At 47.3% G+C, this 25,532-nt stretch carries 22 protein-coding genes; 15 read left to right on the top strand and 7 right to left on the bottom strand.

Annotated features, from left to right (window positions below; translation table 11 throughout):
* Window positions 1-43: 43 nt before the first annotated feature.
* Window positions 44-334: a co-chaperone GroES gene (locus C1S74_RS12065; RefSeq protein ID WP_005381516.1), complete on the bottom strand. Its 291-nt coding sequence runs from the start codon at window positions 332-334 to the stop codon at window positions 44-46.
* 228 nt (window positions 335-562) lie between these two features.
* Here C1S74_RS12065 and C1S74_RS12060 point away from each other — a divergent pair, with 228 nt between their 5' ends.
* Window positions 563-1,945, top strand: a complete 1,383-nt coding sequence (locus tag C1S74_RS12060) for an MATE family efflux transporter (protein WP_045399625.1) — start codon at window positions 563-565, stop codon at window positions 1,943-1,945.
* Between the two features lie 63 nt (window positions 1,946-2,008).
* Here the strand turns inward: C1S74_RS12060 and pfkA are convergent, their stop codons facing one another.
* The 3 genes from pfkA to C1S74_RS12045 form a co-directional block, all read right to left on the bottom strand.
* Window positions 2,009-2,971 carry a 6-phosphofructokinase gene (gene pfkA / locus C1S74_RS12055; protein WP_038870987.1) on the bottom strand — a complete coding sequence of 321 codons (963 nt, stop codon included), beginning with the start codon at window positions 2,969-2,971 and terminating at the stop codon, window positions 2,009-2,011.
* 285 nt (window positions 2,972-3,256) lie between these two features.
* Window positions 3,257-4,165: a CDF family cation-efflux transporter FieF gene (fieF, locus tag C1S74_RS12050; protein ID WP_038881483.1), complete on the bottom strand. Its 909-nt coding sequence runs from the start codon at window positions 4,163-4,165 to the stop codon at window positions 3,257-3,259.
* 123 nt (window positions 4,166-4,288) lie between these two features.
* Window positions 4,289-4,798, bottom strand: coding sequence for a CpxP family protein (locus C1S74_RS12045; RefSeq protein WP_045399622.1), 510 nt, complete (start codon window positions 4,796-4,798; stop codon window positions 4,289-4,291).
* A 191-nt stretch (window positions 4,799-4,989) separates the two neighbouring features.
* On the opposite strand from C1S74_RS12045, the gene C1S74_RS12040 reads away from it, so the two are divergent.
* From C1S74_RS12040 to trmL, 4 genes are all read left to right on the top strand, one after another.
* Window positions 4,990-5,679, top strand: a complete 690-nt coding sequence (locus C1S74_RS12040) for a response regulator (RefSeq protein WP_038870981.1) — start codon at window positions 4,990-4,992, stop codon at window positions 5,677-5,679.
* The gene (gene cpxA, locus C1S74_RS12035) at window positions 5,679-7,082 is read left to right on the top strand and encodes an envelope stress sensor histidine kinase CpxA (RefSeq protein WP_045399619.1); all 1,404 of its coding nucleotides are present in this window, start codon (window positions 5,679-5,681) and stop codon (window positions 7,080-7,082) included. The genes C1S74_RS12040 and cpxA overlap by 1 nt, the downstream gene beginning before the upstream one ends.
* 72 nt (window positions 7,083-7,154) lie before the next feature.
* Complete coding sequence (locus C1S74_RS12030; protein WP_045399617.1) at window positions 7,155-7,763, top strand: superoxide dismutase; 609 nt, start codon at window positions 7,155-7,157, stop codon at window positions 7,761-7,763.
* Window positions 7,764-7,896: 133 nt separating this feature from the next.
* Window positions 7,897-8,376 carry a tRNA (uridine(34)/cytosine(34)/5-carboxymethylaminomethyluridine(34)-2'-O)-methyltransferase TrmL gene (gene trmL / locus C1S74_RS12025; RefSeq protein WP_012126507.1) on the top strand — a complete coding sequence of 160 codons (480 nt, stop codon included), beginning with the start codon at window positions 7,897-7,899 and terminating at the stop codon, window positions 8,374-8,376.
* A gap of 70 nt (window positions 8,377-8,446) precedes the next feature.
* On the opposite strand, the gene C1S74_RS12020 is transcribed toward trmL, so the two are convergent.
* A complete protein-coding gene (locus C1S74_RS12020) occupies window positions 8,447-8,965 on the bottom strand; it encodes an FxsA family protein (protein ID WP_045399614.1) in 519 nt (172 codons plus the stop codon).
* A gap of 424 nt (window positions 8,966-9,389) precedes the next feature.
* Between C1S74_RS12020 and aspA the strand changes: the two genes are divergently transcribed.
* The 10 genes from aspA (at window position 9,390) to C1S74_RS11970 (ending at window position 20,691) form a co-directional block, all read left to right on the top strand.
* Complete coding sequence (aspA, locus tag C1S74_RS12015) at window positions 9,390-10,841, top strand: aspartate ammonia-lyase (RefSeq protein ID WP_038870968.1); 1,452 nt, start codon at window positions 9,390-9,392, stop codon at window positions 10,839-10,841.
* 176 nt (window positions 10,842-11,017) lie between these two features.
* Window positions 11,018-12,325, top strand: a complete 1,308-nt coding sequence (locus tag C1S74_RS12010; protein ID WP_038870965.1) for an anaerobic C4-dicarboxylate transporter — start codon at window positions 11,018-11,020, stop codon at window positions 12,323-12,325.
* Window positions 12,326-12,487: 162 nt separating this feature from the next.
* Window positions 12,488-14,323 (top strand): protein-disulfide reductase DsbD, encoded by a 1,836-nt coding sequence (locus tag C1S74_RS12005; protein ID WP_045399610.1) that lies wholly within the window; start codon window positions 12,488-12,490, stop codon window positions 14,321-14,323.
* A 195-nt stretch (window positions 14,324-14,518) separates the two neighbouring features.
* Window positions 14,519-15,154, top strand: coding sequence for a response regulator transcription factor (locus tag C1S74_RS12000; RefSeq protein ID WP_038870959.1), 636 nt, complete (start codon window positions 14,519-14,521; stop codon window positions 15,152-15,154).
* A gap of 128 nt (window positions 15,155-15,282) precedes the next feature.
* Entirely contained in the window at window positions 15,283-15,909 is a 627-nt protein-coding gene (locus C1S74_RS11995) for a MarC family protein (protein ID WP_005448274.1), read from the top strand.
* A gap of 200 nt (window positions 15,910-16,109) precedes the next feature.
* Window positions 16,110-16,373 carry a DUF4212 domain-containing protein gene (locus tag C1S74_RS11990; protein WP_045399609.1) on the top strand — a complete coding sequence of 88 codons (264 nt, stop codon included), beginning with the start codon at window positions 16,110-16,112 and terminating at the stop codon, window positions 16,371-16,373.
* 12 nt (window positions 16,374-16,385) lie between these two features.
* Window positions 16,386-18,113, top strand: a complete 1,728-nt coding sequence (locus tag C1S74_RS11985; protein ID WP_005440419.1) for a sodium:solute symporter family protein — start codon at window positions 16,386-16,388, stop codon at window positions 18,111-18,113.
* A 94-nt stretch (window positions 18,114-18,207) separates the two neighbouring features.
* Window positions 18,208-18,693, top strand: a complete 486-nt coding sequence (locus C1S74_RS11980; RefSeq protein ID WP_045399607.1) for a hypothetical protein — start codon at window positions 18,208-18,210, stop codon at window positions 18,691-18,693.
* A gap of 215 nt (window positions 18,694-18,908) precedes the next feature.
* Window positions 18,909-19,289: a hypothetical protein gene (locus C1S74_RS11975; protein ID WP_005440416.1), complete on the top strand. Its 381-nt coding sequence runs from the start codon at window positions 18,909-18,911 to the stop codon at window positions 19,287-19,289.
* A 16-nt stretch (window positions 19,290-19,305) separates the two neighbouring features.
* Window positions 19,306-20,691 (top strand): class II fumarate hydratase, encoded by a 1,386-nt coding sequence (locus C1S74_RS11970; protein ID WP_045399606.1) that lies wholly within the window; start codon window positions 19,306-19,308, stop codon window positions 20,689-20,691.
* A gap of 56 nt (window positions 20,692-20,747) precedes the next feature.
* Here the strand turns inward: C1S74_RS11970 and C1S74_RS11965 are convergent, their stop codons facing one another.
* Window positions 20,748-24,179: a hybrid sensor histidine kinase/response regulator gene (locus C1S74_RS11965; protein WP_045399604.1), complete on the bottom strand. Its 3,432-nt coding sequence runs from the start codon at window positions 24,177-24,179 to the stop codon at window positions 20,748-20,750.
* A gap of 143 nt (window positions 24,180-24,322) precedes the next feature.
* Entirely contained in the window at window positions 24,323-25,513 is a 1,191-nt protein-coding gene (locus C1S74_RS11960; RefSeq protein ID WP_045399601.1) for a 3-phenylpropionate MFS transporter, read from the bottom strand.
* Window positions 25,514-25,532 lie beyond the last annotated feature (19 nt).

Here is a 25,532-nt window from a genome sequence, read left to right as displayed (position 1 = left end):
TTTCGTTTTTGAATCAGAGCAAAAAATTACTCAATGATTGCTATTACTCAACGATTGCCATGATGTCGTTTTCAGACATTACTAGCACTTCTTTGCCGTCGATTTTTTCAGTCTTTGTGCCGTAACCTTCAGCGAAGATAACGGTATCGCCAACTTTAACGTCCAACGGTAACACTGTGCCGTTTTCTAGAATGCGGCCTTTACCTACAGCTAGAACAACACCACGTGTCGATTTTTCCGCAGCAGAACCAGTTAGAACGATGCCACCCGCTGACTTTGATTCAACTTCTTTACGTTCTACGATAACTCGGTCATGTAATGGACGAATGTTCATCGGTCGTCTCTCCTGAAAGTTTTCATGTTTATTTGATAATTGCCCGCGTAGGGCACGTGATCACTATATAAGGGGCAAACCTAACGATCCCAAGGGGTAGACGTGAATTTTTTGTGACTTAGTTAAAATAACCAGCAGCTAGGCAACGGTTTGCGTGCGAAATGCTCACTCGCCCACTATCTCGCTTTCTTGTATCCTTGCGTTTCCCTCACCAGATAGACATCAAAAATGCTGGAAAAAAACAAGCCGGACAATCAGGCCGAAGATAAGCATGGTTTGTTGACCGCGCCCATTCCTGACACCTTACGCAAAATGACCATCCCGATGACGATGGGCATGATTGCCATTTTGATGTTTAACTTGGTCGATACTTTTTTTATCTCGTTGCTGGGTACAGAAGCCCTAGCAGCAATCAGTTATACCTTTCCCGTCACCTTTGCGGTGAACTGCATCACCATGGGCATCGGCATGGGGCTTTCTACCAATATTGGTAGACTGTTAGGTCAAGGCCATGCTCCTCAAGCAGCTCGCTTTACCAGCCACGGGTTATTGCTGGCAGTTGTGCTGGTGATGATCGCCTCAACACTAGGCTTTTTTACTATCGAGCCGCTGTTCAGCTTCTTGGGCGCGAAAGAAGATTCTATTCCGCTGATCGCACAGTATATGCAGGTTTGGTATCTCACTATTCCTCTGTTGGTAATTCCAATGGCGGGAAATAGTGCGATTCGCGCAACCGGCGATACCAAAACTCCAGCTAAAATCATGATGCTGGCAGGGCTTATCAACGGTATTCTCGATCCATTGCTTATCTTTGGTTACGGGCCCTTCCCTGAATTGGGCATCCAAGGCGCGGCGATTGCTAGTGCCTTCAGTTGGTTTGGCGCGTTATGCGGTTCGCTTTACCTACTCGTCAAACGTGAGAAGCTACTTGCCCCGCCGCAATGGCAGTTCATCAAACAAGACTGGCAACAAACGTTAAAAATCGGCACTCCTGCAGCGCTCTCCAATGCAATGAACCCATTATCGGGCGCAATCCTGATGATGTTACTTTCAAGTCATGGGACAGCAGCAGTAGCAGCTTATGGCGCAGCTCAACGTATTGAATCTATTCTGTTGTTGGTTTTAATGTCTCTCACTTCCGCTCTCACCCCATTTATGGCACAAAACTTTGGGGCAAATAATCCAGATCGAGCCTTTTCCGGTTGGTTCCTCAGCATGCGGTTCGCGGTTCTCTTTCAAGGATTTATCTTCTTGATGATGGTGCCACTCAGCACTCCTCTTGCAGCCTTGTTCTCTCAAGAAACCGCCGTAAAAGATCTGCTTTGGCATTACCTATTGGTGGTGCCATTTAGTTATGGCTTCCAAGGGATTGTGATGATGCTAGTCAGTGGCTACAACGCAATGCACAAACCGATGCGTGCCTTCCAATGGAGCTTTATGCGTTTATTCGTATTTACGTTGCCTGCAGCTTGGATTGGTAGCCACGTCTATGGCATCGAAGGTTTGTTTATTGGTATTGCGCTGGGGAATACGATGGGTGGGCTATTGGGGTATTGGTTTGCACTGCGTGAGCGAAGAATAACATTGGCAGAACACCAACCATCAGCGTAAACGTTAGATAATAAAAAACCGCGGATAACCGCGGTTTTTTTGATTCTGACTTTAACCAGTTGCTTAGAATAGCTCTTCAGCAACTTGGTATAGGTCGTTACGTACTGGACGCTTCATGTTCTCGATTGCATCGATGATGTCGTGGTGAACTAGCTGCTCCTTCACGATACCAACACAACGACCGCCATGGCCTTCCATTAGTAGATGAACCGCGTAGTTACCCATGCGAGATGCTAGAACACGGTCGAACGCTGTTGGGCGGCCACCACGTTGGATGTGACCAAGAACCGTCGCACGAGTCTCACGACCTGTTGCTGCTTCGATCTCTTTCGCTAGTTCGTTTGCATCCATCATCAGCTCAGTAAGTGCGATGATCGCATGTTTCTTACCTTTTGAGATGCCATCTTGGATGTTGCTGATTAGCTTGTCTTTATCTAGGCCAGTTTCTGGCGTAATGATGTATTCACAACCACCAGCAATTGCAGACATCAGAGTAAGGTCACCACAGTGACGACCCATGATTTCTACGATAGAAATACGTTGGTGAGAAGAAGACGTGTCACGTAGACGGTCAATTGCATCGATAACTGTGTTTAGTGCAGTTAGGTAACCGATTGTGTAATCCGTACCTGCGATATCGTTATCGATTGTGCCTGGTAGACCGATACATGGGTAGCCCATTTCAGTCAGTTTCTTAGCACCCATGTAAGAGCCGTCACCACCGATAACAACAAGTGCATCGATACCGTGCTTTTTAAGGTTCTCAATCGCTTGTTCACGAACTTCCACTTCTTTGAATTCAGGGAAACGTGCAGAGCCTAGGAATGTACCACCCTTGTTGATCACATCTGAAACGCTAGAACGATCTAGCTTCTCGATGCGGCCTTCGTAAAGACCTAGGTAGCCATCGTAAACACCGTAAACTTCCAATCCCTCAGATAGTGCTGTACGAACTACGCCGCGTACTGCTGCGTTCATACCAGGTGCGTCACCGCCACTTGTTAAAACACCGATCTTCTTAATCATGCTCACCCTCGATCTTTGGCAATCAATTTATTTAATTTTCTTCTAGGCCCCTTGTTACCAAGCAACCTGCATAATCCAGAACTGTGCGTTATGTTACATTTCCTCTACAGGAATACCAATGAAAACACACTTTTTTATGTAACTTTTCTACTTATGTAAGAGTATTACAGTTTCTCTTTGCAACTTCGTTGATTCACATCAGGATCACGATTCTTAGTAAGTAGTGATGGAAAGATAGCCAATAAGCGCCTATTTGTCGTTATGCTTGGTCTGATTTTTCGACCGCTACCAATCTTGCGCCTTTTGTTCTTTCTCTGGCCCAAAGACGACCGACAATGGATCCTGGTGGATCAACACGTCCGCTTCCGGGAAAAGCGCCAACAAATTATCTTCAACTTTATCGGCAATATGATGGGCTTTTATTAAAGGTAAATGATCATCCAACTCTAAATGCAATTGAATAAAGCGCGTCGGTCCAGACATACGAGTTCTTAGCTGATGGACTCCTAACACACCTTCAACATTGATACATGCTTCACGGATCTGCTCCAGTTCTTCATCTGGTAGCTTTCTATCAAGCAACGTCTGAATCGCTTCGCTGACCATCTTGAATGCGCTGTACAAAATGAAGATACCAATCCCCACCGCAAACACTGCATCGGCTTGGGTTACACCAAAATAGCTCAATCCTAAGGCCACCATGATGGCGCCATTCATGTATAAATCGGTTTGATAATGCAGTGAGTCAGCAGCAATCGCTTGGCTACCCGTTTTACGTACCACATGCTTTTGGAACATCACGAGTCCAAAAGTAACGACCATAGCGAATAGAGAGACATAAACCCCTAGCTCAGGTGAATTCAGCTCATGTGGACGGAAAAATCGCTCAATACCATTAAGAATCAAGAAGACAGCAGAACCAGAAATAAACATTGCCTGCGCCAGTGCTGCTAGCGACTCCGCTTTACCATGGCCAAAGGTATGTTCTCTATCAGCGGGTTGTAGTGAATAGCGCACAACAATAAGGTTCACGACCGATGCGGCGATATCCAGCATCGAGTCAATCAAGGAAGCAAGCAGACTGACAGAACCTGTAACCCACCAAGTAATGACTTTTACTATTAAAAGAATCGTCGCGACAATGGTCGCCGTCCAAGCAGCGGTCGTGACTAAACGTGCATATTCGTGTTTCATAATCAAAGAGTTAACTCAAACCTTACTTTGAGTATACCTTGAGAATTATTGAATGAGTATGAAATCGCCAAGATCAAAAAGAGGCAGCACGATGGCTACCTCTTTATTTCATTCAATCAGTGATTAGCTGTTTTGGTGTTTTTCCATGCGTTTCTGCATTTTTTCACCACATTTTTGTTGGCGCTCTTTTTGTAGCTCAACATATTTTGTTTTTTGCTCAGGAGTCAGCACGCTCAGCATTTGGTGTTTCTTCTCTAGCATCTTAACGCGACGCTCAGTTTGCTTCTCAACCATCTCTTTTGCTAGGTCGTTTGCTGCGGCTTCATCGAAGTTATCAGCCAATAGAAGTGCTTGAACTTTATCGTGGTGCGCTTGACGCTCTGCCATGTGTGCTTCGTGACCATCTGCGAATTTTGCTTTCATCGCCGCTTTGTTCGCTTCACGCATTTCTTTTAGCTGGTCTTTCTGTGCATCAGTCAGGCCTAGTTGACGCATGATGCCACGGTCCATACCTTTACCACACTCACCACGGTGACCTTTATGATCTTTACCACCAAATGCGAATGCGCTCGCTGTACCTAGAGTTAGTGGTAGAACAACAGCAGCCAGTACTAGTTTCTTTGCAGTTTTCATAATTTGATTCCTTACACAGGTTAGTGATTCTTCTGAGCTGTTCTCACAGCGCTTGAGTGTAGAATACGACCTACTAGGTAAAGCGACGTATAGAGACCGTAAAGAATCGTAAAGAGTGATTTTTACACTCTTCGTTACCTATCATTCCCATGTAATATTAAAGCAACCACGAATCATAAATAGGTACTCAAATGGCGAACATTCTTTTGATTGATGACGATACCGAGCTAACTAGCCTGCTTAAAGAGGTGCTGAGCTTTGAAGGTTTTAACGTCAGTGAAGCCAACGATGGAGAAGCAGGCCTCGCAGCTGTCACTGATGAGATTGACCTTATTTTGCTCGATGTCATGATGCCAAAACTCAATGGAATGGAAACCCTCAAACGCTTGCGCGAAAACTGGGAGACACCAGTGCTTATGCTAACAGCGAAAGGCGAAGAGATAGACCGCGTTATCGGCCTAGAGCTTGGCGCTGATGATTACCTACCAAAACCGTTTAGCGACCGTGAATTACTCGCGCGGATCCGTGCGATTTTGCGTCGTACAAGCAGCACCCAGAAGAGCGCGAAGAACAGTGACTGCATTGAGTACCAAGAAATCAAACTCTTCCCTGGCAAACAAGAAGCATACTGCGAACAGACGTTGTTAGATTTAACGACAACAGAGTTTGCTCTTCTGACACACTTTGTGCAAAACCCTGGGCAAGTGCTAACTAAAGAAGCCTTAAGCTTAGATGTACTTGGCAAGCGCTTAGCCGCGTTTGATCGTGCGATCGATATGCACGTATCCAATCTACGTAAAAAATTGCCAGACCAAAGTAACGGTAAGCCTCGTATTAAGACGCTACGCGGGCGCGGCTACATGCTGATTGAGGAGGATTAATGCGAGCACCACGCTTCAAACTGCCGAAGATAAACAGCTTGTATGGACGCATCTTTGCCATCTTTTGGTTCACCATGTTTTTGGTTCTGATGGCAGTGCTGTCATTGCCACATCTTGACCCACGGAAAGCACGCGACATCCCGCAAGACCACTATCAGCGTATGATCGACATACGCGACGGCATTGAGAAGAAGTATCGCAAGCAAGATAACCTCGGCAAGATTTTGTTCAGCATTGAAGGTCAGCGACGCAGTAAGCATGATCCGCGTCCGCGTATCTTCTTTTCCGATCACGAAGGCAATGTCTTAACCACATCGAGCCACAAAGACTTCAAACTGCGTGCGCTGCAAAACTTTGTCACTAGCATTGAAGATCAGTCGCAGCCTAAACAAAAACTCTACGGCCGCTACATGATCGCAGGCCCCGTGCCGATCAAAATCGCCAATTCGGACCTGTTGATGTACGTCGGCTTTAAGTGGAATGAGCCGCCACCAATCATGTTGCGCCTGTTCGATCACCCATTGCAATTGCTGCTTGCAGTTATGCTCGTGAGTACCCCGTTGTTGCTTTGGTTAGCGTGGGCTTTGAGCCAACCCGCTCGACGCTTGGAAAGTGCAGCGCAACGCGTCGCGAAAGGTGAATTCGTTATCGACCCGAACCTAGAGAAAGGCACAACCGAGTTTCGCCAAGCCGGAACCAGCTTCAACCAGATGGTCGAGGCGGTGAATCAGATGATTTCTGGTCAGCAACGCTTATTGTCGGACATTTCACATGAGTTACGTTCGCCTTTGACTCGTTTGCGTATGGCGAATGCGCTGGCCACCCGTAAGCAAGGGGAAAGTCCAGAGTTGACCCGGATCGACACCGAAGCGCAACGTTTAGAGCAGATGATCGCCGAACTACTCGAACTTTCACGCATGCAAGTGAACAGTCACATGACGCGTGAGACTCAGCCAATAGTAAGTTTGTGGGAAGAGATCATTAAGGATGCGCAGTTTGAAGCCGAACAAATGGGCAAAGCACTGAACTACTCTAACCTTCCTGAGCGCAGCATTTCTGGCAATCCAAAACTGTTGATGAGTGCGGTAGAAAACATCATTCGTAATGCGATTTACTATGGCAAAGATGAAGTGAAGATCGACATTCAAGACAGCGCAGACATCTTGAACATCATTGTAGATGACAATGGTGAAGGTGTGCCTGAAGAAGAATTAGAAGCCATCTTCCGCCCATTTTACCGAGTCTCGACAGCCCGTGATCGTCATTCTGGCGGTACTGGTCTTGGTTTGACCATTACCGAAAGTGCCATCCGCCAACACAGCGGTTCTATCGTCGCGAGCCGCAGCCCATTAGGTGGGTTACGAGTCACGATTACTCTGCCATTACTCAAAGTAGGCAAATAACCTTACAAAGATCAAAGTTGATAATGATTTTCATTAACATTAAAGTAAGTCCTTCATAAAGGAGGATTTACAATGTCGCATATTTTTCCAGAGCTTCCGTACCGCTACGATGCACTAGAACCATACATCGATGCGAAAACCATGGAAGTTCATTACAGCAAACACCATAAAACGTATTACGATAAATTTATGGCTGCCGCAAAAGGCAGCGCTCTCGAGACCCAAAGCCTCGATGACATCTTCGCTTGCATTTCTCAACACAGCCCAGCTATTCGTAACAACGGTGGCGGCTACTACAATCACATCATTTATTGGAATTGTATGTCACCGGATGGTGGCGGTGAGCCTCAAGGTGCACTCGCTCAAGCCATCAACGATAAGTTTGGTGACTTCGAAAAATTCAAAGACGAATTCGCACAAGCGGCTATCAATACGTTTGGTTCTGGCTTCGCTTGGTTAGTCGTAAAGGATGGGGAGATTCACATTACCTCCACTAGCAACCAAGACAATCCTCTGATGGATGTTGCCACGGTGCAAGGTGAGCCAGTTCTAGCGCTGGATGTGTGGGAACACGCTTACTACATCAGTTACCAAAACCGTCGTCCTGAGTACATTGACGCATGGTGGAACGTAGTGAACTGGCGCGCAGTAGAAGAAAACTACGCTCGCGCACTCGGTTAAACCTTTCAACATCTGGGCGACAAGGTTTACCTACACGCCCTTGTGCCCCCCAAGTCATTGTGTTGAATCTCGCTTCTCAAGGTGACTTGGGTATATACTGCCCGTCTGTTTTTGACCAACCTAATTCAATACCATGTTTGATATCGCTCTATACGAACCAGAAATCGCGCCGAACACCGGCAACATCATTCGCCTGTGTGCTAACTGTGGTGCGAATCTCCACCTGATTGAGCCACTGGGTTTCGATCTAGAAGAGAAGAAAGTCCGCCGTGCAGGTTTGGATTACCACGATTTGGCTCGTGTAACGCGTCATAAAGATTATCAAGCATTCTTGGAATACTTAGAGAAAGAGAAACAAGGCAACTACCGCCTATTTGCGTGTACGACCAAAACAACGGGTCATCATGTGGATGCGAAGTACCAAGAAGGCGATGTATTGATGTTTGGTCCAGAAACTCGCGGACTACCAGCAGATGTGATTGATAGCCTGCCAATGGAGCAGCGCATCCGCATCCCGATGATGCCAGATGCTCGTAGCCTGAACCTTTCTAATGCCGTTGCGATCATCGCGTTTGAAGCATGGCGTCAAATGGGTTTTGAAGGCGCAATGTAAGCGCACCAAATCACAGATACTAAAAAGGGCGCTCAATGCGCCCTTTTGCTTTTCTTACTCACCTATTGAATCAGTTGAGTTTATTACGGTCATTGTCGTCTTTACGCTCGTATTCACCTTCGAAGGTATTGCCGTTGTCCGATTGAGAATCGAATGGGTCACGACGAAACGGGTCTTGTTCATAGGGACTTTGATTTGAGAAGCCACCTTGGAAGCCGCCACCATTCATAGTCTTCACCACCATCTTGCTCATTAGGTATTTTGCAATTGCCGCTCGCGGTGCTGGCAACAACACTAACATACCCAATGCGTCGGTCATGAAACCTGGTGTTAACAGCAATACGCCTGCAACCGCCAGCATTACGCCTTCAAAAATCTGTTGAGCCGGAAGCTCACCTTGCTCTAAGCGACCTTGCACTGACATCAATGTCTGGATGCCTTGGCTGCGTACCAAAGACGCGCCAACAAATGCGGTGATCAGAACTAAAGCAATCGTAGGCCAAAGACCTAAAAAGCCTCCCACCTGAATAAATAGGCCGATTTCGATGATCGGGACGAAAATAAACGCCAATAATAAGATAGGAAACACATGCCCTCCTTTGTTGATTTCAGTGTAATGGCAAAAGCCTACTAAGCTCAAACGAATCGTTGTAAAAAAGCGTGTTCATCCTAGAGAGAATACGTTGTGTAAAAAACGCCCTTTGAACAAAGGTGCATATACAAAATTTGATCGTTGAAAAGTGCTATTTTCGCACTCTTAAAATCCATGTTTGTCGAGGAAAAACACCTACCCATAAAGGGTTATTAATATCCCGTTCATACTTTGCAAATTATTGACGCATTAAAAGCGAAAAAGGTGATCCACTTACTATTTTTATGCGCTAGGTGCAGTATGATGTGCCACATAAGTCAGGACGGTTTTTCCAGCCAAAAACTCTGATGAACGGATTCTAGATTGCAGAAATGGCTAATAAATAACTTAAATATCAGAATTATTATCTAAGGATCCTGTTATGGCTACACTATCTGATGCTCCAAAGACAGCAAACCAAGCCACTCGTATTGAAGAAGATCTATTAGGTCAACGTCATGTTCCTGCTGATGCTTACTACGGCATCCACACCCTTCGCGCTATCGAAAACTTTAATATTTCAAGCACTACCATTTCTGACGTACCTGAGTTTGTACGCGGTATGGTAATGACAAAGAAAGCCGCTGCACTAGCAAACAAAGAGCTAGGTGCAATTCCAAAAGACGTTGCTAACTACATCCTAGAAGCGTGTGATTTGATCCTTGAAACAGGTAAGTGCATGGATCAGTTCCCTTCAGACGTGTTCCAAGGCGGTGCAGGCACGTCAGTGAACATGAACACTAACGAAGTTATTGCGAACGTTGCGCTTGAACTGATGGGCAAGGAAAAAGGCCAATATGAGTTCATCAACCCGAACGATCACGTAAACAAGAGCCAATCAACAAACTGTGCGTACCCTACCGGTTTCCGAATCGCGGTTTACAACAGTGTTCATCAGTTGATGGAAGCGATCGAATACCTAAAAGGTGCATTCGAACTTAAAGCACAAGAATTCAAAGACATCTTGAAGATGGGTCGTACTCAGCTTCAAGACGCGGTTCCTATGACTGTGGGTCAAGAGTTCCACGCATGGGCAGTGACACTAAACGAAGAGATTCGCGCCCTAGACTACACGTCTAAGCTACTACTAGAAATCAACCTAGGTGCAACAGCAATCGGTACTGGTCTAAACGCACCAACAGGCTACCAAGCACTAGCCGTAAAACACCTAGCAGAAGTTACGGGTGTAGAAGTGGTTGCAGCAGAAGATCTAATCGAAGCAACATCTGACTGTGGTGCTTACGTAATGACGCACGGCGCGCTTAAACGTCTAGCAGTGAAACTGTCGAAGATCTGTAACGACCTTCGCCTACTTTCTTCTGGCCCTCGCTCTGGTCTAAACGAGTTGAACCTACCAGAAATGCAAGCGGGCTCTTCTATCATGCCAGCTAAAGTAAACCCAGTTATCCCAGAAGTCGTAAACCAAGTTTGCTTCAAGGTTCTAGGTAACGACAACACGGTATCTTTCGCAGCAGAAGGCGGTCAGCTACAGCTAAACGTAATGGAGCCAGTAATCGCACAAAGCGTGTTTGAGTCTATTTCTCTACTACACAACGCATGTGTGAACCTACGTGACAAATGTATCGATGGCATCACGGTGAACAAAGAAGTTTGTGAAAACTACGTTTACAACTCTATCGGTATCGTGACTTATCTAAACCCATACATCGGTCACCACGAGGGCGACATTGTTGGTAAGATCTGTGCTGAAACAGGTAAGAGCGTACGTGATGTGGTTCTAGAACGTGGTTTATTAACCGCAGAAGAGCTAGATGACATCTTATCGGTTGAAAACTTCATGCATCCGACTTATAAAGCGAAACGCTACGAGTAATCGCTGGTGAAAGGGGTCCCAAACGGGGCCCTTTTTTAGGCTCTGATACGGTTAACCACAATTTTTATGCGCTTTTTATTGCCGTAAGCCGCTCGGGTTCTGATTTTCTGAGCATTTACACCTGTTCCTGAGTGTTCAAAAAATCAGAATCATTAAAAACTAAAAGAGGTATCAATATGGTAATGGTCGAACTCTTCGTGGTTCTGCTCTTCATTTATTTGGGGGCAAGAATCGGTGGTATCGGCATTGGCTTTGCCGGTGGTGCTGGGGTAATTGCATTGTCTTTAATCCTAGGCGTCCCGACAAGCCAGTCTTTCATCCCTGTCGATGTAATCCTGATCATCATGTCTGTTATTACCGCTATCGCAGCAATGCAGGTAGCTGGTGGTTTAGATTGGATGGTTCAGGTTGCGGAAGACTTTTTGCGTAAACATCCCGAACGCATCACCTTTTACGCACCTATCGTGACATTTTTGATGACACTACTAGCAGGTACAGGTCACACAGCATTCTCTACTTTGCCAGTTATTGCAGAAGTAGCGAAAGGCCAAGGTGTTCGTCCTTCTCGTCCACTGTCTATCGCGGTAGTTGCCTCGCAAATCGCTATCACAGCATCGCCTATCTCAGCGGCAGTTGTGGCGTTTGCTGCAATGTTGCACCCATTTGGCGTTGATTACCTAACGCTACTAGCGGTTTGTATCCCAACCACCTTCATCGCTTGTATGATCGGTGCATTTGTCGCGAACTTCATGGGCAGCGAGCTTAAAGATGATCCTGAATACCAAGACCGTCTAGCAAAAGGCCTTATCAAGCTAAACACAGAATCGAAACGCGAAATCTTGCCAACAGCGAAGAAAGCAACATTCATCTTCCTAGGCGCTATCGCATTCGTAGTCTGCTACGCAGCAGCGATCTCTGGTTCAATTGGTCTTATCGAAAACCCAGCACTTGGTCGTAACGAAGCGATCATGGCAGTAATGCTAGCGGCAGCGGCAGCAATCGTGTTGAGCTGTAAAATTGACGCAGGCAAAATCCCAGCAGCTGCAACATTCCGCTCTGGTATGACAGCGTGTGTGTGTGTACTTGGTGTGGCATGGCTAGGTTCTACGTTCGTTAACGCGCACGTTGATGGCATCAAAGAAGTTGCGGGTGCACTACTAGCAGACTACCCATGGATGCTAGCACTTGTTCTATTCTTCGCTTCAATGCTGCTTTACTCGCAGGGTGCAACTACCGTTGCGCTGATGCCAGCAGCACTAGCAATCGGTGTGGCACCACTTACCGCAGTTGCGTCTTTCGCAGCAGTAAGTGCGCTATTCGTACTACCAACTTACCCAACGCTACTGGCTGCGGTTGAGATGGACGACACGGGTTCAACTCGTATCGGTAAGTACGTATTCAACCACCCATTCTTCGTACCAGGCGTAGCAACTATCGCTTCAGCAGTTGCACTTGGATTCGCGTTCGGTGGGCTACTGATCTAGCAGAAACAGAGTCTTACTCGGGGGAGCTTCGGCTCCCTTTTTTATTGCCTGTAGTATTGGACAACGGTTAACAAATCTTCACTTCCATGAAACTTATTGGCTAGCCAGCAGGTCTGATTGAGTTACACTAACGGCAATTATCTAAGATGAATTGAACCTTTTATGCGTGCATTACTCTCCGTCTTACTTTTAGGGCTTATTACCTTTTCTGCGCCTTCTTTTGCTCTGTTTGGCAATGATCAGTTAGGGAACAGCCAAAGCAACACTTTTGGCAGCAGCAACGATACGTTTGTGCCTGTCGATCAGGCCTTCCAATTCAACTATTACCAGCAGGACGGCAAGCTCATGCTGGACTGGCAGGTACGTGATGGTTACTACCTGTATCAAGAGCGCTTATCCGTTGCGGGCGAAAATGTGTCGCTAGGCGAACTGCAAATGGAAGACGGCACGCCACATAAAGATGAATTCTTTGGTGATGTACACATCTATACAGATCCACTATTTGTCAACGTGCCGCTGCAAAACTGGCAAGATGGCGCACGTGTCGTAGTGCAATACCAAGGTTGTGCGAAAGCAGGCTTTTGCTACCCACCAGAAACGCGTGTGATTCCTATCAGTGCGTTTACATCATCGAACTCAGGTTCAACAACAGCGACTACCGCACCAAAGGTTGAATCAAAGCCAAACGTTACACCACCAGCAGCGGAATCATCGACATCTGAACGCGGCTCTTCGGTACCCGTGACTCAACAAGATAACCTAGCGGCTAACCTTGCAGACAATTGGTGGACGCCATTATTGTTCCTCGCATTAGGTGTAGGTTTGGCCTTTACACCATGTGTATTGCCGATGTACCCAATCCTGACAAGTATCGTCTTAGGTAGTGGCAAACTCAGTCAACGCCGCGCGCTAGGCTTGTCGTTTGTCTACGTGCAAGGCATGGCGCTGACTTACACGCTACTCGGTCTTGTGGTGGCGTCTGCGGGCATGCAGTTCCAAGCAGCGATGCAACACCCATATGTGCTGATTGGTTTGAGTGTGCTGTTCGTGACACTCGCACTGTCTATGTTTGGCGTTTATAACCTGCAACTGCCAAGTGGCGTGCAAACGTGGTTAAACAACCTAAGCAACAAACAACAAGGCGGCAGCAGCGCAGGCGTATTCGCCATGGGTGCGATTTCAGGTCTGGTGTGCTCACCATGTACCACGGCACCTCTTTCTGGTGCGCTACTTTACGTTGCACAAAGCGGTGACTTGCTGACTGGTGGTATCGCGCTTTACGCACTGGCGGTGGGTATGGGAATACCACTCATTCTTGTTGCTGTATTCGGCAACAAACTTCTGCCAAAAGCAGGGGGTTGGATGGATCGCGTTAAGACCCTATTCGGCTTCATTCTGCTGGCAGCGCCTATCTTCCTACTTGAGCGCATCATGCCAGAAATATGGGCAACTGCATTGTGGTCAGCACTGGGTATCGCTGCATTTGGTTGGCTATACCACATCAAGAACAGCCTTGAGTTTGGTGGTTGGAAACAAAGTGCAGTAGGCATTATCGCTGTACTTGGTTTGTTCGCGTCAGCTCAACCAGCACTTAATTACTGGTTTGGTGGTCACACAACAACGCAAACTCAACAAGCGACAGTAAGCTTTACGCGCGTCTCTAATGTAACAGAGCTCGAACAACAATTGGCATTGGCTAAGCAAGCTGGTAAACCCGTGATGCTCGACTTCTATGCTGATTGGTGTGTCGCGTGTAAAGAGTTTGAGAAGTACACCTTCCATGACCCAAGTGTCGAAGTAAAACTGCAAGATTTTGTACTGCTACAAGCCGATGTAACCAAGAACCAAGTACAAGATATCGAACTTCTTAAGTATATGAATGTATTAGGTTTACCGACGATTGAATTTTGGGATGCGAATGGCAAACATGTTTCAAACGCTCGTTTGACCGGCTTTATGCAAGCCGAGCCTTTCTTAGCACACATAAACCAATTCTGATTGTGAATCATTCAAACGCCAGTGATACCTCACTGGCGTTTTTTATTGTCTCAATAAAATCTCGAAACTTGCGTTTATATGCAATTTTTCTAATAAAAGTCGATTTGGTTCAGACTTTTAGCGCATAAACATTGTCCCCCCTCTTAAAGGTGGACAATAATTCCATTAACGAAATAGTCAAAAGTGTTTAACGTCATGGATTCGACCTACACCATTATCATCGCTGATGATCACCCATTGTTCCGCAACGCCTTGTTCCAATCGGTACATATGGCGGTGAGTGGTGCTAACCTCCTCGAAGCTGACTCTTTAGATGCTCTCCTGACACTCCTTAAAAAAGAAGAAGAACCCGACCTAGTGCTGCTGGATCTCAAAATGCCAGGTGCAAACGGCATGTCCGGCCTGATTCACTTACGTGCAGAATACCCAGACCTACCAATCGTCGTGGTTTCTGCTAGCGAAGAACCCGCAGTGGTTAGCCAAGTAAAAAGCCACGGCGCATTTGGCTTTATTCCTAAATCAAGCGACATGCGTGAACTTGTCAGTGCCCTTAACCAAGTGCTGAACGGCGACCCATTCTTCCCTGAGGGCTTGATCACTAATAACGCCGCATGTAATGACTTAGCAGAAAAGATTGCTGCGTTGACACCTCAACAATACAAGGTGCTCGGCATGCTATCGGATGGCTTACTCAACAAGCAAATCGCTTACGAGCTCAATGTCTCAGAAGCTACCATCAAAGCACACATGACCGCCATATTCCGAAAATTAGGCGTCAAGAATCGCACTCAAGCCGTTATTTTGCTGCAACAAATGGAATCAGAGCAGTAATGTGTTAATAAATATAACCAATTCACATTTATATGACGCAAAAAGAACAATAGACGTTAAAATAAACAGGCTGTCACACACAGCCTCTTCATCCCTCTGTTAAACCGCTAACTCTGGGAGGTCATACTTTGTTAAGTATTCTCGTCACTCAATTCGTCGTACTCTGGGCCGTCATCGACCCGATTGGTTCAGTACCCGTTTATCTATCACAAACTCAGCATCTCACAGCGAAACAGCGTCGTCTGGTCGCATTAAAAGCCATTGCCATTTCAATGGGTGTGTTGCTGTTCTTTCTTATTGCCGGTCAGTTGTTACTAGAAGCAATGCAAATCCCATTACCCGCCTTCCAAGCCGCTGGTGGTTTAGTATTATTGCTGTTTGCACTGTCGATGATCTTTGGTGAGAGCAAGCCAGAACAAGAACAAAAACTGGGCGAAGAAGTCAGCCACTCGGATCTCGCTGACTTAGCCGTTTACCCTCTTGCGATCCCTTCGATTGCGTCGCCGGGGGCAATGATGGCCATCGTGATGCTCACCGATAACAATCGCTACTCTTTCGTCGACCAAGCAATGACCGCAGGCGTCATGATTGCGGTACTTCTGGTTACCCTCTTCTTGTTACTGGGTGCAAACACGATTCAAAAAGTGATTGGTAACGTAGGTGCAGCCATCATCAGCCGCGTAATGGGGCTTATCCTTGCAGCTGTTGCACTGAATAATTTGCTGCTTGGTATAAAAGATTTCTATGTTAATTGATAAAACTCTTAGACCTTTGGCTAATTTAACATCAAATTAACATCACACTTTTATTCCTACTTCTTCTCAAACGCCCTAAAAATGGGCGTTTTTGCTTTTTAGCGTCCCGACTAAAGTTGAAAAGAGTTCTTGCCAGTGCCTTGCTAATGTACATGTTGAAACATTTTCTTAACAACAATACCAATCGTAAGGAGACGGCAATGGCATTTGAAAGCGAAGAAAGAGCCAAAGCCTACTGGGACAAGAACGTGAAACTCATGATTACCCTAATGGTCATTTGGTTCGCAGTGTCTTTCGGCTGCGGCATCTTATTTGTCGACGTACTTAATCAATTTCAATTAGGTGGATACAAACTAGGCTTCTGGTTTGCTCAGCAAGGCTCCATCTATGCCTTCCTCGGTATTATTTTCTACTACGCGTGGAAGATGCGCCAAATCGACCGTGAATTCGGCGTGGATGAGTAAGGAGTAACTCAGATGGATTTGAAAACTATTACCTATCTTGTAGTTGGCGCGACATTCGTCCTCTACATCGGTATTGCGATTTGGGCACGTGCGGGCTCAACCAAAGAATTCTATGTAGCAGGCGGCGGTGTAAACCCTATCGCTAACGGTATGGCAACCGCAGCAGACTGGATGTCAGCAGCATCGTTCATCTCAATGGCAGGCTTGATAGCCTTCATGGGTTACGGCGGTTCGGTATTCCTAATGGGCTGGACAGGCGGTTACGTACTGCTTGCACTTCTGCTTGCACCATACCTACGTAAGTTCGGTAAGTTTACCGTGCCAGAATTCGTAGGTGAGCGTTTCTACTCTAACGCAGCGCGTATCGTAGCGGTTGTGTGTCTGATCATCGCATCGGTGACTTACGTTATCGGTCAGATGAAAGGTGTAGGCGTGGCGTTCGGTCGCTTTCTTGAGGTGGATTACTCAACCGGTCTATTGATTGGTATGTGTATCGTGTTCATGTACGCCGTAATGGGCGGTATGAAGGGTATTACCTACACGCAGATTGCTCAGTATTGCGTACTCATTTTGGCTTACACTATTCCTGCAATCTTTATCTCTCTGCAACTTACGGGTAACCCACTACCTCAAATCGGCTTAGGCAGTACCATACAAGGCACCGATGTCTATCTGCTCGATCGGCTCGACCAGGTGGTGACCGAACTCGGCTTTAGTGAATACACCACTCAAGTTCGTGGCGACACGCTAAACATGTTCGTGTACACCATGTCACTGATGATCGGTACTGCGGGTCTGCCACACGTAATCATTCGCTTCTTTACCGTGCCTAAAGTTCGTGATGCACGTACATCAGCCGGTTGGGCGCTAGTTTTCATCGCTATCCTTTACACAACAGCACCTGCAGTATCTGCTATGGCGCGTCTAAACCTAATGGATACCGTTAACCCAGCTCCGGGTCAGCACCTTGCTTATGATGAGCGTCCTGACTGGTTCAAGAACTGGGAGAAAACAGGTCTACTAGGCTTTGATGATAAGAACGGCGACGGTCTGATTGAGTACACGTCAAACCCAGCAACTAATGAACTGAAAGTTGACCGTGACATCATGGTACTAGCAAACCCAGAGATTGCTAAACTACCTAACTGGGTTATCGCACTTGTCGCAGCAGGTGGTCTGGCGGCAGCACTATCGACGGCTGCAGGTCTACTACTGGCGATTTCGTCCGCAATATCCCATGACTTAATCAAAGGTGTGATAAATCCGAACATATCCGAGAAGAAAGAGCTGCTCGCGAGTCGAATCTCCATGGCAGTTGCCATCGCAGTCGCCGGTTACTTAGGCTTGAATCCGCCTGGGTTTGCAGCCGGTACGGTAGCGCTCGCCTTCGGTCTGGCGGCATCCTCCATCTTCCCTGCGTTGATGATGGGTATCTTCAGCAAGAGCATCAACAAAGAAGGCGCAATCGCAGGTATGATTGCAGGTATCAGTATCACGCTATTCTACGTATTCCAGCACAAAGGCATCCTATTTGTTGCTGACTGGACGTACCTACAAAGCTGGGGTCAGAACTGGTTCCTAGGCATCGAACCAAACGCATTTGGTGCAATTGGTGCCGTGTTCAACTTTGTCGTGGCATTTGCAGTATCGAAAGTAACGGCAGAAACACCACAAGAAGTAAAAGACCTAGTCGAGCATGTGCGTGTACCAGCAGGCGCTGGCGGTGCGGTAGACCACTAAAATATAACGCAAACCACAAAAGCCCCGCTTGGGGCTTTTTTATTCGCTAGATTAGGTTAATTTAACCTTATGAAGTTGTAGCAAGGAAGCCAACATGTTCAAAAACAAGCACTTTATTATCGCCCTGTTGATCGCCCCAATTTTGTCTTTAATCGCTTATTTCGGTACAGACATGGCTCTGAGTGAGAAACCTCATGCCGCTAAAGAAGGGGAAAGCTACAAGCTGGCCAGCAAGTCGAATTGCCGTTACACCAGTGGCTTGTGTGATATGGAGAATGGCGACTTTAAAGTGAAGTTTCGCTCAGAAAAGCTGACGCCAGATAGCTTAGAGCTATCTTTACATGCGGCTTATCCACTGGAAGGGGTGAAGCTTTCAGTGGTAGATAGCCAAGAGCAAAACGCACAGCCAATCGATATGACGCCTACGGATCAAGTCGGGCAAAACTGGGCCATCACTTTGCCTAAACCTGCATCGGCAGAGAGTTGGTTACGTGTTGCAATTCAATCTGAAGGCACGCTCTACTACGGTGAAACGCAAACGGCATTTGTGAAATACGAAACCCTGTTTACGGATAAATAACTTACCTGCTCCATAAGGCTTGAAGACGCATTTGAGCCGACCTTATCTCGCGAAAGAATACCGAGCTTAATTGTAGGGATTGAGCTCTCCCACTTCAGCCGATACTGAGTCCGAGTATCGGCTTTTTTTGTTGTGTTATTTCCTCAAAAAAGCTGTGGTTGCCAATCGACAATTAATTGATAATAATTATCATTATCCTAAATACCGAGGTAACTATGGACAGCAGCCAAGCCATCTACAACGCCTTTTTTAAAGCGCAAGACCGATTCCTTCATGTGTATGCGCCAAGCGGCTTCGAACCCGATGTGATCCATGATTACATCCATTGGGGTATGGTGCTGTCGTCCATCTACGATCACGATGCAGAGCACGAAAACCTGTTGCTGTGCGAGCTGTATTTGCGCCAGGTCTACTTCCATCTACTCGACGCGATTCAAGACCCTACTCGTAGCCGCATCTTCCGCCGAGTCTGCCTCGATTCCATTCACACTCCGCTACTTTGTCTCAAACGCTACTACTACCAGTTTGAGGATGGCGATGTGAAATTTCTCTCATTACAACAACAATTACGTCTGATACAGACGCCACTCGATTAAACAAAAGGAACCTACCATGACCACGGAATTCCGTATCGAAGCGGACAGCATGGGCGAAGTCAAAGTCCCTGCGAACGCTTTGTATCAAGCCCAAACTCAACGCGCTGTCGATAACTTTGCTTTCAGCAAACACACCATGCCGACAGGGTTTATTCAAGCACTCGCTCATATCAAACAAACCGCAGCGCTCACCAATGCCCAACTTGGCTTGCTAGAAGGTGATATTGCCAATGCCATCGCTGATGCCGCGCAAGCCATCATTGATGGTAAACACCTCGACCAATTCCCTATCGATGTATTCCAAACCGGCTCGGGCACCAGTTCCAACATGAATGCCAACGAAGTGATTGCAACATTGGCGTCTGAGCACCTAGGCGGAACGGTCAATCCAAATGATCACGTTAATATGGGTCAAAGCAGTAACGACGTAGTGCCTACTGCGATTCAAGTTAGCTCTGCAATTGCGATTGAAAAACAGCTACTGCCTGCACTTTCTCACTTAAGTGAAACACTAAAGAGCAAGCAACAAGCGCTTAAAGATGTGGTGAAAACAGGTCGTACGCACCTCATGGATGCGATGCCAATTACTTTCGCCCAAGAGCTTGGTGGTTGGCAGTTCCAAATCGAACATGCTAAACAAGCCATCGAACAAACACTGCCAGCAGTGAAAGCGTTAGCCCAAGGCGGAACAGCGGTGGGCACAGGGATCAACGCCGATCCACGCTTCGCCGAGCTTTTTGCCGATAACCTAACGCAATCAACGCGCATCGAGTATGCTTCAAGCAAAAACTTCTTCTTCAATCTCAGCAGTCAGGATGCGATCGTTGCCCTATCGGGACAGCTCAAAACCGCAGCAGTTGCGATCATGAAGATCGCCAACGATCTTCGTTGGATGAACTCAGGCCCACTAGCTGGCTTAGGTGAAATCGAACTGCAAGGCTTACAACCGGGCTCTTCTATCATGCCAGGCAAAGTAAACCCTGTGATTCCAGAAGCAGCAGCCATGGCCTCGGCTCAAGTGATTGGTAACGACGCAACCATTACCGTTGCCGGTCAATCGGGTAATTTCCAACTTAACGTGATGCTGCCTGTGATTGCTCACAATGTACTAGAAAGCATTGAACTGCTGTCGAACAGCGCCGTTGCTTTAGCAGATAAAGCCATCGCGACGTTTGAAGTGCGCCAAGACAACCTTGATGTTGCACTGGCGAAGAACCCAATTCTGGTCACCGCTCTTAACCCTGTAATTGGTTACCTAAAAGCAGCCGAAGTTGCGAAGAAAGCCTACAAACAAGGTCGCGCTATCATTGATGTCGCAGAAGAAGAAACGGACTTAGATCGTGCCACATTAGAAAGATTGCTCGATCCAGCCAAACTGACTCAAGGTGGCGTTGCAGAGTAAACCACCAACCGATCACCCCCTTAAAGCAAAAGACCTCCAAGCGGAGGTCTTTTTTTCTAGGCGACTCGATTGAGCACCGAACGCAATTTCAAAGGTTTCACCGGTTTGGCGATAAAACTGAACCCATTGGCTTTAATGCCTTCCATCATGTCATCGGTTCGGTCGGCACTGATGATCACCCCTTCAAAGCGGTTACCCAAACGCAAGCGGCATTGCTGCAACACTTCTAATCCTGTTCGACCATTGTCTAAACGATAATCGGAGAAAATCACATCCGGCAGCCAATCGTCTTCGATCGCTTTCAGACTCTCAACGATGTCGGTCGCAATGCGAATATCACAGCCCCAACGCGAGAGTAGATTTTCCATTCCGACCAGAATATCTGGCTCATTATCGACACACAGCACACGAATATGGCTCAAGTCAGATTGTGCACTCTTCGCTGCTTTGACCGCCGGAATGTGCACCTTCTCTGCCTTATCTAAGGTAATCGAGAACACGCTGCCTTGACCAAACCAAGAACGCATCGAGATTTCATGCCCTAGCACTTGAGCAATCCCTTTCGAAATAGCCAAACCTAGCCCTAAACCTTGGTCAGAACGCACTTGAGTACCACGATTAAATTCTTCGAAGATTTCTTGTTGCTTCTCTTCTTCGATGCCCATTCCGTTGTCCCATACATCAATACGTACTCGCCCTTGCACGCGACGAACACCGAGCGCCACTTTACCATTCGGGCTATAACGGAACGCATTGGTAAGGAAGTTCTGTACCACGCGGCGCAGCAATTTAGGATCGGATTTCACCATCAAAGACGATGGGATCATGGTGAACTCAATGCCTTGTTGTTTCGCTAGCGCGCTGAATTCCGCATTCAAGTTAGCTAATACATCATTGACCGCAAAGCCGTGAACATTGACGTCCAGCTTGCCCGATTCCAAACGTGAAATATCCAGCAAGTCACCAATCAAATCTTCCGCCGCCCCTAACGCACTCTCGATGTGAGTCGATAGCTTTTGGGTTTCACTGTCTTTGGCAACTTCCGACAACGAAGAAGCAAACAGACGAGCGGCATTCAGCGGCTGCATCAAGTCATGACTTACCGCGGCTAAGAAGCGCGACTTGGACTGTGACTCATGCTCAGAACGTTGCGTCGCTGCCACCAACTGTTTGTTCAATTGTTCCAACTCACGAGTACGCGCTCGGACGCGTTCTTCTAGCGTCTCATTGGCGTCTTTCAGAGCTTGCTCCGCATCGCGGAACACGGTGATATCGGTAAAGCTCATAACGAAACCACCACCGGGCATTGGGTTACCTTGCACTTCAATTACGCGACCGTCAGGACGCACACGTGAAGAGGTATGTCGCGTGCCTTGCTCAAGGTGATAAACACGGCGGCGAACGTGATCTTCAGGGTCACCCGGACCACATAAACCTTGCTCAGCATTATGACGAATCACATCCGCAATCGGACGCCCGACTTGAATCAATCCCGGCGGGAAGACAAATAACTCCAGATAACGTTGGTTCCACGCCACCAGCCTTAATTGCTTATCGACCACTGCGATGCCTTGTCCAATGTGTTCAATCGCACCTTGCAGTAAGCCACGGCTGAAATCGTACAGCTCTGAGGCTTCATCAACGATGGTCGCTACTTCCTCAAGCTGCATGTTTCTGCCCTGCAAAGCAGAAGTAAGTACTAACTTAGCTGAAGAAGCACCAAACACACCTGCAAGTACACGTTCGGTGTGTCGAATTAAGGTAGAGGGGGCTTGTTGATTAGGGAGCAGCTCTTCGCGTTGCTGACTCCAATAGGTTTGGAAGGCAGATTTCACTCGCGTGCGGCCGACAAATCGCGACGCTAACATCTCCAGCTCACTGACCGTCACACGGCTTTGATACAAGCTGATGTTTTCACTTTCAGGCAACGGCGTACCAACGAATGACGCCGATTGTAAGCGTTCACTTATGCTTGGACGCGTTGCCAACGATACCGCGACAAAACAGGCCGCATTCGCCACCACGCTAAGGATCATGCCCCAGTCAGAAACAGCAATACCAAAGCCTGCCAATAAATCCGGCGGTGTTATCAGCCAAATCAGTAAATTGTTACTTGCATCGCCCGCCAACATGTCGGTTTGGCTCATTAAAGTAATCAACCAAATGGTGAACCCCACCAGCAAACCAACATACACGCCCTTCTTGTTGCCCTGACGCCAGTACATACCACCAAGCAGAGACGGAGCAAACTGAGTAATCGCAGCAAACGAGAGAAAACCTATCGCAGAGAGTGAGTGGATACTATCTAAAGCCTGATAAAAGCCCCATGCACCAATCAAAAGAAGCAGAATCAGCCCACGACGTATACGTAATAACAACGTAGAGAAGTGGTGATGATTGCGTTTTGATAACTTCATCCGGCGCAGAATTAGTGGCATCACTAAATCATTAGACACCATGATCGCCAAGGCAATGGTCGAGACGATAACCATGCCACTTGCCGCCGAAGTACCGCCCAAGAATGCCAGCAAGGCGATGTCATTCGCGCCCACCGCCATAGGCACGCTGATCACGTACGTATCGGCAGGACTGCCACTCAGTAAGCTTTGCCCTACCCATGCGATTGGCAGAACAAAAATGCCCATCAGAATCAGATACAACGGAAATAGCCAACGAGCGACGTGCAAGTCTTGCGCGCGTTCATTCTCAACCACCATGGTATGGAACTGACGTGGCAAACAGACAATCGCCAGCATGGTCAGAATGGTATGAATCAGCAAGGTCGGAATATTGGGGGACTCATACGTCTTGGCTGCAATGTCAGTAAAGTGGAAGCTTTCTGTATCCATCGCCAACCAAACGATAAATACACCCACCACCAAAAACGCCACTAGCTTGAGCACCGATTCAAACGCAATCGCCATCATCATGCCGCGGTGGTGCTCGGTGTTATCGATATGGCGTGTACCAAACAGCATGGTGAAGATGGCCATTGCACCAACCACAAACCAAGACACACTGTAGTTTTGGTAACTGAGATCGAATGCCAAATCTGGCGCGATGATCTCCAATCCCATGGTGATGCCGCGCAGTTGCAAAGCGATATATGGAAGGATGCCTGCCACCGCAATTAAGGTGACAACTACCGCCAAGCCTTGCGACTTGCCATAGCGGGCGGCAATGAAATCGGCAATGGAGGTGATGTGCTCGCGCTTGGCAATCAAGATAAGCCGAGCGAGGACGCGCCAGCCGATGGTAAATACGATGATCGGCGCAATATAGATGGGTAAGAAGGACCAAGGGTTGTTGCTCGCCTGTCCGACCGTGCCGTAGAAGGTCCACGACGTACAGTACACCGCAATCGACAAACTGTAGATCCATGGTCGCCAACGTGCTAACCATCTCTTTTGTTTGTCACCGTACCAAGCGATTAAAAACAGGATTCCCAAATACGCCAAAGAAACGGGAATCACTAGCCATCCTTGCATCCGATATCCTTTCTTACTTTTCTTGCCTTTCTTGCTGTTTTTAAAGCAAGGAATAAAAAAACCTCTCCATAAGGGAGAGGTTTCATTTAACACTGCTTTCACAACAGAGACAAAGGTTAGTTTTTAATCTCTGTCACAGAAGCTTAATTCTGTGCTTCGGGCGCATTGGCTGAGAGATCAACCACATTACTTTCATCATTTTGAGGCTCAACTTTGATAAACAGTGCAATAAAGCCCATCGCCGCCATCAACCAGAAGATATTCGCACCCCAGTGCTCGTAGCCCCAACCACTGATCACTGTCATCAACGCGATAAACGCACCCAGTGGGATTGCGTTATATAGTGCCTGTAATGCCACCATCTTGTTCTCCGCTGAGTTCTGGATATATTGAATCGCAGCAATGTGCGCCATTGCAAACGTCACGCCATGAAGCATTTGCACTACCACCAGCGCCAAGATAGAGGTCGTAGACGCAGTCATGCCCCAACGTAGCATTACACCACCAGCCGCAACCACAAACAGAGTGCGCAAAGACCAACCAGCAAACAGACGCTTACTCAGAGCAAACACAGCAACTTCCGCAGCCACGCCCAAGCTCCATAAGTAACCAATCACGTCTTCTGAGTGACCAGCCGCTTTCCAGTGAATCGCGCTAAAACCGTAGTACGCCGCGTGGCTGCCTTGGATTAACGCCATCAACACGAGGAATTTCACGACCGGCTTATCCGTCAGCAATGCAGAAAGTTTTGGACGTTCAGCATGTTGACCATCGCGTGTCACAGGCATTGGGTTAGTGTTACGCATCGCGAGTAATAGCGAGATAAACACACCGACCATCGCCGTGTACAAAATCATGTCAGAGCCAAACTCTGCCACCAAGTAACCCACTACAGTCGAGCCTGCAATAAACGCAACCGAGCCCCACAAACGGGTACGACCGTAATCGAGCATCTTCAAACGCGCGTAGTAGTTCGCCATCGCATCCGACAAAGGCACCACAGGACCACAACACAAGTTAAACAAGACAGTAGCGAGTGCCATTAACCAGAAACTACCGCCAGTAAAAAAGTGGAAACCAACAAAAATGAGGGCAGCAAAGCTCAACCAACGTAAGGCAGGCATGATGTGTTCGACTTTATGTAGACGTGGGGTGAGTACCATGTTCGCCACACAACGCGTCGCCAAACCTAGACCAACTAACAGACCAATATCTGTTGGAGAAACGCCCTGATCTTTAAACCACAACGACCAAAATGGCAGATACACGCCATACGCAAAAAAGAATCCGAGAAAGTACTGGGAAATCCAGCCATACGGAGAGGGTTTCAACATCACTGACATCCTAAAAAAC

This window comes from Vibrio hyugaensis (genome assembly GCF_002906655.1).
Lineage (GTDB): Bacteria > Pseudomonadota > Gammaproteobacteria > Enterobacterales > Vibrionaceae > Vibrio > Vibrio hyugaensis.
The sequence above is the reverse complement of the archived record's forward strand: the minus strand, read 5'-3'. Positions and strand labels throughout refer to the sequence as shown.